The 12,687-nt window shown below is 45.0% G+C and carries 9 protein-coding genes; all 9 read left to right on the forward strand.

What is annotated here, in order from left to right:
- Positions 1–221: 221 nt before the first annotated feature.
- The 9 genes from DKT73_RS18970 (at position 222) to DKT73_RS19010 (ending at position 12,613) form a co-directional block, all read left to right on the forward strand.
- Positions 222–2,153 carry an ATP-binding cassette domain-containing protein gene (locus DKT73_RS18970; protein WP_111640091.1) on the forward strand — a complete coding sequence of 644 codons (1,932 nt, stop codon included), beginning with the start codon at positions 222–224 and terminating at the stop codon, positions 2,151–2,153.
- 3 nt (positions 2,154–2,156) lie between these two features.
- Entirely contained in the window at positions 2,157–2,765 is a 609-nt protein-coding gene (locus DKT73_RS18975) for a DUF2760 domain-containing protein (RefSeq protein ID WP_111640092.1), read from the forward strand.
- 4 nt (positions 2,766–2,769) lie between these two features.
- Positions 2,770–4,536 carry an Hsp70 family protein gene (locus DKT73_RS18980; RefSeq protein ID WP_111640093.1) on the forward strand — a complete coding sequence of 589 codons (1,767 nt, stop codon included), beginning with the start codon at positions 2,770–2,772 and terminating at the stop codon, positions 4,534–4,536.
- Between the two features lie 3 nt (positions 4,537–4,539).
- Entirely contained in the window at positions 4,540–7,245 is a 2,706-nt protein-coding gene (locus DKT73_RS18985; RefSeq protein WP_111640094.1) for a hsp70 family protein, read from the forward strand.
- A 334-nt stretch (positions 7,246–7,579) separates the two neighbouring features.
- Positions 7,580–9,145, forward strand: a complete 1,566-nt coding sequence (locus tag DKT73_RS18990) for an ABC transporter substrate-binding protein (protein WP_111640095.1) — start codon at positions 7,580–7,582, stop codon at positions 9,143–9,145.
- 16 nt (positions 9,146–9,161) lie between these two features.
- Entirely contained in the window at positions 9,162–10,220 is a 1,059-nt protein-coding gene (locus tag DKT73_RS18995; protein WP_111640096.1) for an ABC transporter permease, read from the forward strand.
- Entirely contained in the window at positions 10,217–11,089 is an 873-nt protein-coding gene (locus tag DKT73_RS19000; protein WP_111640097.1) for an ABC transporter permease, read from the forward strand. The genes DKT73_RS18995 and DKT73_RS19000 overlap by 4 nt, the downstream gene beginning before the upstream one ends.
- The gene (locus DKT73_RS19005; protein ID WP_111640098.1) at positions 11,079–11,930 is read left to right on the forward strand and encodes an ABC transporter ATP-binding protein; all 852 of its coding nucleotides are present in this window, start codon (positions 11,079–11,081) and stop codon (positions 11,928–11,930) included. The genes DKT73_RS19000 and DKT73_RS19005 overlap by 11 nt, the downstream gene beginning before the upstream one ends.
- On the forward strand, positions 11,927–12,613 hold the full coding sequence (locus tag DKT73_RS19010) for an ABC transporter ATP-binding protein (protein ID WP_198666671.1): 687 nt from the start codon (positions 11,927–11,929) through the stop codon (positions 12,611–12,613). Before DKT73_RS19005 ends, DKT73_RS19010 begins: the two co-directional genes overlap by 4 nt.
- The last annotated feature ends 74 nt before the right edge of the window (positions 12,614–12,687 follow it).

Below are 12,687 nucleotides of genomic sequence, written 5' to 3' on the forward strand. Positions count from 1 at the left end.
AAACTTGAAGGCGGCCTGTAGGTCAAGCCTTTTAAGGGCGAAAAAGTAGAAAAGGACAAAGCCGTCTTAATTTACTCAAAGTGCTTATATTGATCGATATTTATTACTCTTAGCCTTGATTAAACAAGAAGCTAGCGAGTATTCATCCGTTTTTTTGGTGAACCTTCTCTTAGAAGGATGATACTATATGGCCACAAAATTTTTACTTTATATGGATAGATATGAGTCTATTGTCGTTAGAACAGATTAGTGTTGCTTTTGGGCATAATCCGCTGCTGTCAAAAATCAGTTTTTCAGCGGAAGCTGGAGAGCGTGTTGCTATAATCGGTCGTAATGGTGCGGGTAAGTCGACGCTGTTAAAAGTCATTTCTGGTGAGCAAATCGCCGATGAAGGTGTCGTTCGCCTTGAAGGCGGCATGACCATTGGTCAGCTCCCGCAAGAATTGCCTGATGCGAATGAAAAAACGGTTCGTGAAGTCGTGAGTGAAGGGGCAGGTGAAGCGCATTCACTGATGACTCGTTACTTCAAGTTATTAGAAGATTTCGAGAATGATCACTCAAATGAATTAAGTGATATTCAAACCGAATTAGACAGAATCCAAGGTTGGGATTTAGAACAACGTGTGAATCACATGATTCAGCGTTTAGCCTTGCCTGCGGACAAACTGATGTCCGAACTTTCTGGCGGATGGCGTCGTCGTGTCATTTTGGCACAAGCGTTGATCTCCAATCCAGATGTTTTGTTACTCGACGAGCCTACCAACCATTTGGATGTACCAACAATCGAATGGATGGAGCAACAGCTTCAGCAATTCCGTGGATTGATTTTGTTCATTACCCATGACCGTCGCTTCCTAGAGAAATTGGCTAACCGTATCATCGAGCTAGATCGCGGCAATCTTATTTCCTTCAGCGGCAATATCACTGCTTTTCTTGCTTTTAAAGAGAAGATGCTGGAAGAGGAAGAGCGCGCCAACGCCTTGTTCGACAAACGTTTGGCCGAGGAAGAAGTTTGGATTCGCCAAGGCATAAAAGCGCGTCGCACCCGTAACGAGGGTCGAGTTCGTGCTTTGAAAGCCTTACGTGAAGAACGCTCTGAACGTATCAATCGTCAAGGCAATGCCAAAATGGCCATTGAAACCAAAGACAAGTCTGGCAAGCTGGTAGCAGAGTTCACACAAGTTGGTCATTCTTTTGAGGATAAAGTGATTCTGCAACCAATGGACTTCGTGGTAAATCGCGGCGACCGAATTGGTTTAATTGGTCCAAATGGTTGTGGTAAAAGTACCTTCTTAAAAATTCTGTTAGGGGATTTAGAACCTGAAACAGGTTCGGTTCGTCAAGGTACTAAGCTAAACGTGGCATACTTTGATCAGCTGCGTGAGCAACTTGATCCAGAGCAAACCGTTGCTGAAAACGTTGGTGAAGGTAAAGACATTATCGAGATCAATGGTCAGAACAAACATGTTATTGGCTATCTTGGTGACTTTTTGTTCCCGCCTGAGCGTGCTCGTACGCCGGTAAAAGCCTTGTCTGGAGGTGAGCGAAATCGTGTGTTGCTAGCGAAATTGTTTACTCGCCCAGCTAACCTTTTGATCATGGATGAGCCAACCAACGACCTTGATGTCGAAACATTGGAATTGCTTGAAGAACTTTTGATGAACTACGAAGGTACCTTGTTGTTGGTCAGCCATGACCGTGCTTTCCTAGATAACGTGGTGACCAGCGTGATTGCCTTTGAAGGCGAAGGTCGAGTGAAAGAATACGTCGGTGGTTATCAAGACTGGATTCGCCAAGGGGGTAAGTTCCCGACAGAATCCACTTCACAAACAGATAATGTGCTTAGCAAAAAAGAAAAAGCCAAAGCAGAAGCCCTAAAAACAGAAGAGGCGAAGCAAAAAGACGCTGTTCAGGCTAAGCCAAAAGCGAAGCTAAGTTATAAATTACAGCGTGAATTGGATGAAATGCCAACGACCATAGCCAAGCTAGAGTCAGAAATTGCCGCTTTGCATGCCACCACCAGCGCGCCAGAATTTTATACCGGTGATGCAGATAAGGTTCAAAAAACTTTGGCAAAGTTGGCGCATAAAGAAGAAGAGCTTGAAAGTGCCATGGAGCGTTGGTTAGAGCTTGAAACGATGCAAAACGGGTAAATTATGACAAATAAGATTAAACCAATTTCATTTGTGCCTCGCTTTTTTGGCGCTTTCGGTCAATTTTTTAAATACATAGGGAGCGGCGATTATGCCGCTCGCTGTCACACAGTCGGTCAAGGTGAGCCATTTGCCTTTGAAGTAGAACCGAACGTCATTACCAAAGAAGTAGAAGTCATTCGCGAAATCGAAGTCGCTGCGCCTGTTTTGGATACGGTCAACGTTGATGGTGCACATCAGTTATTGCAACTGCTGCAACAAGAAGCCCGCTTTATTGATTTTATCCAAGAAAGCATTGATGACTACAGTGATGCCGACGTAGGAGCCGCGTCTCGTCAAATTCATGCCGGTTGCGCTAAAGTGCTCAAACAGCACTTTTCTATTGAGGTGGTGTCTCTCGACGTTGTGAACAGCGCGACGGAAAATACTCGTGTAGAAGTGCCATCCGGTTATGACGCCAAGCAAATTAAGCTTGAGGGTCGAGTTGAAGGCGATGGTCCATATGTTGGCACACTCATTCATCCTGGTTGGAAAGTAACGCAAACACGCTTACCAAAAGTGACGAACACAGAAAGCCTAACTATTCTAGCGCCAGCCGAAGTCGAGGTATAACACCATGAGTCAATATTTCATTGGTATCGACTTAGGTACCACGCATTCTGCTGTCTATTTTTCTCCCTCTAGCCAAATGGCAACAGAAGTGGGTCAAGTAGGGCGTATTCAATCATTGGCGATTCCGCAGTTTATCGCGGCAGGCCAAGTGGATGCTCGTCCTTTATTGCCTTCCTTTGTGTATTTTCCTCATAAAACGGAATTCCTTGAAAGCGACTTGTTGCTCCCATGGGGCAAAGCGCCTTCTATTGTTGGGCAGTTAGCGCGAGAATTGGGCGCTAAATCATCCGGTAGATTAGTACAAAGTGCGAAGAGCTGGTTATGCCATTCGCGTGTCAGCTCAGATGAAGCGGTCTTACCGGTTGATGCTCTGGAAGAAGTCGAAAAAGTTTCTCCAGCGCAAGTGACGGAAACCCTATTGGCGCATTTGGTCAGTGCATGGGGAAATCAATTTCCTGAGGCCCCCATTGCAGAGCAAACCGTCGTGATTACGGTGCCAGCGTCCTTTGATCCGGCGGCGCGTGCTATTACCGAGCAAGCAGCGGAAAAGGTCGGTTTGCACGCCCGTTTAATTGAGGAGCCGTTAGCCGCCTTTTATGCATGGCTGAGTGATCAACCAAGTTGGGCTGAGCATTTAGAAGTCAATGAACATATTTTGGTGGTCGATGTTGGTGGCGGTACAACGGATTTATCATTAATTCAAGCCGTTGAACAAGAGGGTGCACTTGGTCTAGAGCGTGTTGCTGTGGGTCGTCATATTTTGCTCGGTGGCGATAACATGGATTTGACGCTGACTTATCATTTAGCCGCACAACTCGCTCAAAATGGTACTAATCTTGAGCCATGGCAGATTAGCGGCTTAACGCAAGCCTGCCGTGAAGCGAAAGAACGTTTGTTATCGAATGCCGAGTTAGAGGAAGTTAGCGTTGTTGTGCCGAGTCGCGGTCGTAGTTTGTTCAATAACAGCATTAAAGCGACCTTGACGCAGAATGATGTGCAACAGCTTTTGATTGAGGGTTTCTTTCCACAAGTGCAGCTCGGTGAGCAAGCTCAAAAAATGGCCCGCAGTGGTTTTAGTACCATCAACTTGGATTACGAAAGTGACCCAGCGATTACGCGTCATATCAGTGAGTTCTTGGCGCAACATGAGGTGAAACCAAGCAAGATTTTGTTAAATGGCGGCGTATTTAACGCTAATGTCATTCGTAACACACTGGAAGCGCGATTAGCGAACATGCTGGGTGACAATGAAATTACGATGCTAACGCCGTCTCATTTGGATCATGCCGTTGCCAAAGGGGCGACGTATTACGCTCAAGTGCAAGCGGAAGGCGGTGTTAAAGTAAAAAGTGGTTTAGCGGCCAATTATTATATTGGTGTGGCAAGCCCAATGCCTGCTATTCCCGGTATGGCAGCTCCCGTTGATGCTATCTGTGTGGCGCCATTTGGTTTGGAAGAAGGCTCAGATGAGCAAATGCTACCTAATGAATTTTCGCTGGTAGTGGGAGAACACGTCACATTCCGTTTTTTCCAATCAAAAAACAGTGACGCGCACCTTGTCGGTAAAGTCATTGCGTCGTTTTCTGTGTCTCAACTCACTGAGCTGAGCCCTTTGTCTGTGCGTTTAGATGGAGGACATTATCAAGCAGGCGAGATGGTGCGGGTGTATCTAACCTCGCGTGTCACCGAATTGGGATTGTTGTTACTGCAAGCGCATGACACTCAATCTGACCTAAGTTGGACGATTGAGTTTCAAGTCAGGGAGTCCTAAGGCATGGCGCAAACGGCTTTTCAAGGCAAATATCGAGTAGGGATTGATTTGGGGACAACTAATTGTGTTGTCTCCTACCTTTCAGTATCAGACCATTCAAATACGCCGACTTTACTCGCCATTCCACAAGTGATGGCGGATGGCTCAGTTCAAGAATTGACCTATTTGCCCAGTGCTATTTATGTATTAGCGTCTGATGAGATTGGGGCAATTGATCCCGTTTTGCCTTGGCGTCATCATGAGAAAACCTGCATCGTCGGTGTTGGAGCGTTAGCGTTAGGCCAACGTAGATCGGGGCAATTGATACAGAGTGCGAAAAGCTGGTTGAGCCATCGTCAAGTAGATCGTCGCTCGGCTATCTTGCCTTGGGCGAGTGAATTCTCTAAAAAACTCAGTCCCCTTGAGGCAAGTAAAATACTGTTATTGCACATCAAACAGAGCTGGAATCATCGCTTTGCTGATGCGCCTTTAGAATACCAATCCATTGCCTTAACCTTACCGGCTTCTTTTGACGAAGAAGCCAGGGCGTTAACATTGGAAGCGGCTAAGCTGGCTGGCTTAAACAATCTTTACCTTTTGGAAGAGCCTCAAGCGGCGTGTTATCACTATATTAGTGATGATGAAAAACTCGCGGCGTTAGCCGATAAAAAAATGCTCTTGGTGATCGATATCGGTGGAGGCACCAGTGATTTTAGCTTGGTGGCGATCAAGCCTGTCTCTTCAAAAAATCAGAGTGTTTCGCTTAAGCGTATCGCGGTTGGTGAGCATTTGTTGCTCGGCGGTGATAACCTTGATCAAGCCTTGGCGTTCCAGCTAGACCCCAAACAGATCTCTGCATTATCTGCCACACGCTTAGCTGCCTTGGTTCAGCAAACGCGTCAGGCGAAAGAAACTTTGTTAGGTAAGGACGCACCAGATTTGTTAAGTATTACCGTGCTAGGCGGTGGTAGTCGTTTAATTGGTGGTTCACAAAAATTTGATGTTTCCAGAGACACCTTGTTAGAACAAATTCGTAGTGGCTTCTTCCCTTTGGTGAAAATCGATGACAAGGTGCAAAAAAGCGATTATGCCATGCATACCTTGGGCTTGCCTTATGAGTCAGATCCCGCTTTTACACGTCATTTAGCGGCGTTTTTACAGCAACATCAAGCCGTAATACAAGCGGCGACAGGTTCCACTATGCCTGATGCTGTTCTGTTTAACGGCGGTTTGTTTAATAGCCCTATGTTAAAAGCTCGATTATTAGAACAGCTCAATGCTTGGTCTGTTGAACCTATTCTTGCCTGTAGCGCGGATGAACCTAATGATGCGGTAGCCAAAGGCGCTGCTATGTATTTAAGCGCTTTAGCAGGTGACAGCACGCGCATTGAAAGTGGTGTAGCGCACAGCTTGTATCTGCAAGTGGGCGACGATCAATTTGTCGGTATATTGCCTAAAGGCACGTTAAAGGGTGAAACCATTGAATTAGCGCAAGAGTTCTTTGTCACTCTTGGTAAGCAAGTACAGTTTCCTTTATATCGAGCTGACGATCATATCGACTGTGTGGTAGGTAAAGTACGTGATCTAGAAGGATTGCACTATATCTCTACCTTAATGACAGAGCTGGATGGTTCCATTGAGTCCCAAGAAACCGCGGTAACGCTATCGGTACAAATGACCGAAGTGGGGGTACTGCAAGTAATGTTAAGCGCCAATAATCTGAGAGATCAATGGCGGTTGGATTTTTCAACTCAGGTTAAAACACCTGATCAATCCGATGAGAGTGGTTTGCTGCATGCCAATATGGGGCAAGCAGAAGAGCATCTAACTAAGTGTTTTTCCAGCGCGGGCCAAAAACAAAATCCTGACTTAGTCAAATCTCTTAAGCAAGATTTGGATCAACTATTGGGAAATCGTGAAAGTTGGAATTTGGCCACATCCCGTCGTTTGGTCGATAAGCTGCTAAGCGTGAAGTCTGGACGAACCAAAAGCGCTCAACATGAGCGGCAATGGTTGCAACTGATGGGGTATTGCTTGCGCCCAGGCTTTGGTGCGGCGGATGACTTGGCTCGAGTACAGCAAGTAGTGAATGCTACGAAGGCCGGTACTCAGTTCGACACTGCACCCGTTTGGGGACAACATTGGACGCTGTATCGACGAATTGCTGGAGGGTTGTCAACTGAGCAACAAACGCATTTGTTTAAACAATTTAGTCAATACTATTCGCCAACGGGGCAGCGTTCCCGTGACAAGATGAAAGCACTGACAACTAAATCCAGTGATGATCTGATTCGTCTAGTCGGCGCTCTAGAAAGTCTGTCTAATGAAGATAAAACCACCGCTATTGATTGGTTGCTAAAACGTTTGCAAAAGAGCTCTGAACCAGACACGGCTTGGTGGACAATAGGTCGTATTGCCTCCCGTCATCTTTTATCAGGTAAGCAAGAGCAAAGAATTGCAGAAGATACACTCTTTCCGATTCTAGAAACGGTTCTCAAGGAAGACTGGAAGAAACGCAAACAAGCGGGTTTGGCAGCGGTTTTGATGAGTCAAGTTAGTGGAGGAGAATCTGATAAGCTCGCTGCTTTGCGCAAAAAAGTTGCTAATAAGCTGAACAAAGACAAATGCCCAGCCCAATGGCTGGAACGTTTGGAAAGCCAAATAGAAATTAACAGTGATGAGTTAAACGCTTTAGTGGGTGAAAGTTTGCCCATTGGCTTGCGTCTGTAATGTGCTAGCAATTTTTACGTGTTTATAAAAAAACTAATGCCTTTCTGTAATCACTTTATCGGTGCAGGTAATAAGCTTATTAGTAATACTCATTATCGTTTGTAGGGCGATGTTGTTATCATCATTTTTAGTTGCTTAACACACATAGAGTATTTTCTATGCGATACAAGTTTTTGCATCAATGCAGCGGCCGCTAAAATAATTCTAAAAAATGACTTATCACACTAAAGAAGTCCATAGTTTCTTCATCGGATTCTATGGCTATTTGTTCTTAGCTTAATTTTAAAAAACTCATTATTTTCGATACGATGAACTGATTATCAGGATGCCATTCATGAAAAAACTATTAGCAACAAGTTTGCTGGTTTGTGCCAGTAGCTTTTCTGCTTTTGCAGCAACGCCACCAAATGCCTTAGTTGTGGCACAATCATTAGATGATGTTACCAGCTTAGACCCTGCTCAAGGTTTTGAATTAACCTCAGTGCAGACCTTCACTAATGTGTATCAGCGTTTGGTGCAATCTGATCCACAAAACCCGACCAGTCTGGAGCCAACGTTGGCTTCTAGCTGGGAATCGACTGCCAATAGTTTGACCCTAACGTTGCGCAAAGATGCCGAGTTCGCCAGTGGTAACCCAGTTCGTCCAGAAGATGTAATTTTCTCTTTAGGACGCGTGGTTAAGCTAAATTTAGCGCCTTCATTTATTTTGACTCAATTAGGTTGGGATAAGGACAATGTGGACAGCCATATTCAGAAAGTTGCTGACGATAAAGTAAAAATTACTTGGGACGTGAATGTTGGCCCTTCGTTTGTTTTGAGTTTGCTGTCGGCTCCGGCGTCTTCCATTGTCGATGAGAAGACTGCAATGGCGAACGCTGAAAATGGCGACCTTGGGCATGCTTGGTTAAATAATCACTCAGCGGGCAGTGGTCCATTTCAAATTAAACAATACATTCCCCATGAAGCCTTGGTGTTATCTGCGAATAAAACCTCGCCAGGTGGTGCACCTAAGCTAGATTTGATTTTGATGAAGAATGTGCCTGATGCGGCAACTCGTCAGTTACTGATTGAGCAAGGTGATGCAGACATTGCCCGTAATTTAGGTTCGGATCAGTTTCAATCATTGCAAGGTAAAAAAGGCGTGAAAACTTTGGCTTTACCTTACGCTTCTTTGTACTACATTTTGTTTAATACCAAGGTGGAAAATAACCCAGATTTGGGCAATCCGAAATTCTGGGAAGCTGCACATTGGGCGTTTGACTACAAAGGCATTGGCGTTGATTTGATGCGTGGTCAGTTTCAAGTACAGCAATCCTTTTTACCAGTTGGTTTCAATGGTGCGTTGACTGATCAGCCATACAGCTATGACCCAGAAAAAGCGAAAGCTATTCTGAATGAAGCGGGCATTAAAAACCCTCACTTCAAGCTAATTGTCAGCAATCAGCCGCCGTATTTGGATGTCGCACAAGCTTTGCAGGCGAGCTTTGCACGTGCAGGAATAAAGGTTGAATTGATTCCTGGCATTAGTAGTCAGGTTTCTAGTGAAGTGAATAGCCATAATTTTGAAGCGACAGTTTCGGCTTGGGGACCTGATTATTTTGATCCAAACACCAATGCGTCAGCGTTTGCCTACAATCCAGAAAATGGCTCAAAAACACTCGCGTGGCGTGCTAATTGGCAGATTCCTGAATTAAGCAAGATGACCATTGCAGCTCGTGCTGAAACAGACGAAGCAAAACGCACTGAAATGTACGAAACCTTGCAGAAAAAAGTCCGTGAAAGTTCACCTATCGTTGTTGGCTTGCAAAACAAAAAGTTAGTCGCAATTCGAGAAAATTTGCAAGGCTATGTGCAAGGTATCATGCCAGATATGGTGTATTACAAGAATGTTTCTAAGTAATGGGCATCTCTAAACAATGAGCACTTCAACACTGTCAGTCGGCGCGAAAACGCGCCGACTGTGGATAGGCCGCGGCCAGACTCTGGCGAGCGGCCTTGTTTCATTAGCACTGACCTTATTCGGTTTGTTGGTTTTTACCTTTATATTGTCGCGTGCTGCACCAGTTGATCCTGTTTTGCAGTTGGTAGGTGATCATGCCAGTGAGGCGACGTATCAACAGGCACGTCATGAATTGGGTTTAGATCAGCCTTTGCCAATTCAATTTCTGCATTATTTGGAACGATTATTTCAAGGTGACTTGGGTGTTTCTCAACTGACTCAGCAACCAGTTGTTAGCGATTTGATGCGCACTTTTCCAGCGACGATTGAGCTGGCCACGTGTGCCATGTTTTTTGGCGCTTTCTTTGGCATTTTGCTAGCTGGAATGGCGGTATATAAACCGGGAAGCTGGATGGATCATTTGGCACGATTTGTATCTTTACTCGGCTATTCCGTGCCAGTGTTCTGGCTTGGTTTATTGGGACTGTTATTGTTTTATGCGACTTTACATTGGTCTGCAGGTCCAGGTCGATTAGACGATATTTATACTTATACAATGACGCAAAACAGTGGTTTTATTTTAGTCGATGCCATTCGTAGTGGTGACGCAGACATTATTAAAAATGCCATTGCTCATCTATGGTTACCTGTCGCAGTATTAGCGCTTTTGTCTATGGCGTCGATTACTAGATTATTGCGTGCTGTAATGTTGGAAGAAACTAATAAAGAATATGTGATTTTGGCGCAAGCTAAGGGCGCAAGTCGGCTTCGAATCATAGTGGTTCATGTATTTCCTAATGTGTTGGGGACGTTAATTACAATCTTGGCTTTGTCTTATGCCAGTTTGTTAGAGGGTGCCGTGCTTACTGAAACGGTATTTGCTTGGCCTGGACTGGGTCGTTATTTGACTAGTGCATTATTTGCTTCGGATATTTCAGCGATATTAGGTTCAACGTTGTTAATTGGTACCTGCTTTATTTTGCTAAATACGTTTGCCGACGCACTCACTAAATGGGTGGACCCAAGAACAAGATGATGGATTCAACAAATAACCTTAACCCTCATACAACACATAAGATGCGTCGCTTTCGACTACCGCGCTGGCTGAATACTTTTAATATTGGCTTGGTAATGGTGGTTACACTGTTGGGCTTAGCTATACTCGCGCCGCTTCTGTCACCCTTTGATCCTAATGTTCAAAATATCCAAGACAGATTGCTAGCGCCCAATTATGTGCATTGGTTTGGTACGGATCGTTTTGGCCGCGATTTATTCTCTCGCGTCTTACACGGTGCTCGGCCAACTCTTATTTTAGTAAGTCTGGTAGTCATTCTAACGGTTCCTATTGGCTTGGCTGTGGGCATTTTTGCAGGCTATTTTGGTGGTTGGGTCGAGCGCATCTTGATGCGTATTACTGATATTGTCATGTCTTTACCCAGTTTGGTTATTGCCTTGGCTTTGGTGTCTATTTTAGGGCCTGGCTTAATGAATGGTGCATTAGCTTTGGCGTTTACTAGTTGGCCCTCATTTGCTCGACAAGCGAGAACAGAAACTTTGTCTATTCGTCGTAGTGATTATTTGTCAGCGGCTAGAATGCAGGGTGTGTCAGGTGTGCGTTTGATTGTGGGTCATATCTTACCTTTGGTTCTGCCGAGTGCAATTGTTCGAGCTGCATTGAACTTGGGCGGTATTATTCTGGCTGCAGCAGGCCTTGGCTTCTTAGGTATGGGGATTCAGCCGCCGACGGCAGAGTGGGGGTCTATGGTATCAAGTGGTAGTCGCGTGATATTTGATCAATGGTGGGTTGCTGCGGTGCCTGGGTTTGCTATTTTGTTCGCTAGCCTTGCGTTTAACCTGCTGGGTGATGGACTTAGAGATAAAATGGATCCTCGTCATGACAAATGATTTAAGTTTGATTCACATTGAGAATCTGAAAATTGGTTTGGAAGATGGCACAGAATTGGTCAAAGGCATTGATTTTTCGATGGGGCGTGAACGAGTTGCCCTTGTTGGAGAATCTGGCTCAGGAAAATCACTTACCGCACGTTCGTTAATGGGATTGCTGCCAGATTCTTTAAGCGTTCAGGCGGATCATTTTGAACTGCTTGGCGAAGCCGTCTTGCCTTATAATCAAAGACAATGGAATCAATTACGTGGCAAGCAAGTTGCTATGGTGCTGCAAGATCCTAAATACGCGTTGAATCCGACACAAAATATTGGCCGACAAGTGGCTGAGCCTTTGGTGCTACATCAGTCTTTATCGAAAAAAGTGCGAATCGAAAAAGTCGAGCATATGCTGGATGCCGTCGGTTTACCGAATCCAGCCCAACTACGCAAGATGTATCCCCATCAGTTGTCAGGCGGAATGGGGCAGCGAGTGATGTTAGCGATGGCTTTGATCAATGATCCGCAGTTTTTGATTGCTGATGAACCGACTTCAGCTCTAGATCATGCGGTGAGAGATCAGGTCTTAGAGTTAATTTCTTCCTTGGTTGAAGAGCGCAATATGGGTTTGTTATTGATTAGCCATGATTTGCAGCAAGTGGCAGATTATTGCGAGCGGGTATTGGTTATGTATCAAGGTCAGTTGATTGACCTGTTGGCGGCATCTGAATTATCCAACGCGTCACACCCGTATACAAAAACCTTGTGGTCATGTCGTCCGAATATTGAGAAACGAGGGGAATCATTGCCTATCTTGGATCGGAAACAGATAGCCAGTTTAACCGAAGGAGTTGCTCGATGAACTTGATCGAATTAAATGACGTCAGTATCAGTCATGTTCAAGGCTCGGAGCGTAATACCGTTGTTCATAATGTCAATTTGACGGTTAAAGCGGGCGAGTGCTTTGGTTTGGTTGGCCCTTCTGGATGTGGTAAGTCGACTTTGCTTTGGGTTTTGGCTGGGTTAAATCCGCATTGGAGCGGTAGTATAAATATGTTGGGTCAGCCATTGAGTGCTGGCAAGGTGTTCACTGGTGACTTGCGTCGTCGTGTGCAAATGGTATTTCAAGATCCTTATGCTTCTTTGCACCCTAAGCATCGTCTGCGTCGTGCTTTGTCAGAACCTTTGAGGTTGCTGGGTTATCAAGACATTGATGATCGTTTGAGTGAAGGTTTTAAGCAGGTTGGATTGGCTGAGAATATGATTGATCGGTATCCCCATCAATTGTCTGGTGGCCAGCGTCAGCGAGTGGCGATTATTCGTGCCTTGTTGCTGGAGCCAAAGCTTTTACTATTGGATGAACCCACGTCAGCCTTGGATATGTCTGTGCAGGCGGAAATTCTGAATTTATTAAATGATTTAAAAGCCAAGCGAGATTTAACCATGGTGATGGTCAGCCATGATCCTGATGTAGTGGATTACATGTGTGACCATGCGGTTACAATGAAAGCAGGTCGGATTGATCAAGAAAAGTTCTACAGCTAGCGGTGTTTGTTTAGAGTCAACACCCTTTAGACAGACATAGCTAAAGGGTGTTTTTAAGTTACTGTTCGCCTCAA

The sequence above is a fragment of the Marinomonas shanghaiensis genome (assembly GCF_003259175.1).
In the GTDB taxonomy this organism is placed as follows: domain Bacteria; phylum Pseudomonadota; class Gammaproteobacteria; order Pseudomonadales; family Marinomonadaceae; genus Marinomonas; species Marinomonas shanghaiensis.

Bases quoted from the DNA above. Each gene is read 5' to 3' on its own strand.
- DKT73_RS19010 (WP_198666671.1), top strand. From the start codon at position 11,927: ATGAACTTGATCGAATTAAATGACGTCAGTATCAGTCATGTTCAAGGC.
- DKT73_RS18985 (WP_111640094.1), top strand. From the start codon at position 4,540: ATGGCGCAAACGGCTTTTCAAGGCAAATATCGAGTAGGGATTGATTTG.
- DKT73_RS18980 (WP_111640093.1), top strand. From the start codon at position 2,770: ATGAGTCAATATTTCATTGGTATCGACTTAGGTACCACGCATTCTGCT.
- DKT73_RS19000 (WP_111640097.1), top strand. From the start codon at position 10,217: ATGATGGATTCAACAAATAACCTTAACCCTCATACAACACATAAGATG.
- DKT73_RS18990 (WP_111640095.1), top strand. From the start codon at position 7,580: ATGAAAAAACTATTAGCAACAAGTTTGCTGGTTTGTGCCAGTAGCTTT.
- DKT73_RS18975 (WP_111640092.1), top strand. From the start codon at position 2,157: ATGACAAATAAGATTAAACCAATTTCATTTGTGCCTCGCTTTTTTGGC.
- DKT73_RS18970 (WP_111640091.1), top strand. From the start codon at position 222: ATGAGTCTATTGTCGTTAGAACAGATTAGTGTTGCTTTTGGGCATAAT.
- DKT73_RS18995 (WP_111640096.1), top strand. From the start codon at position 9,162: ATGAGCACTTCAACACTGTCAGTCGGCGCGAAAACGCGCCGACTGTGG.
- DKT73_RS19005 (WP_111640098.1), top strand. From the start codon at position 11,079: ATGACAAATGATTTAAGTTTGATTCACATTGAGAATCTGAAAATTGGT.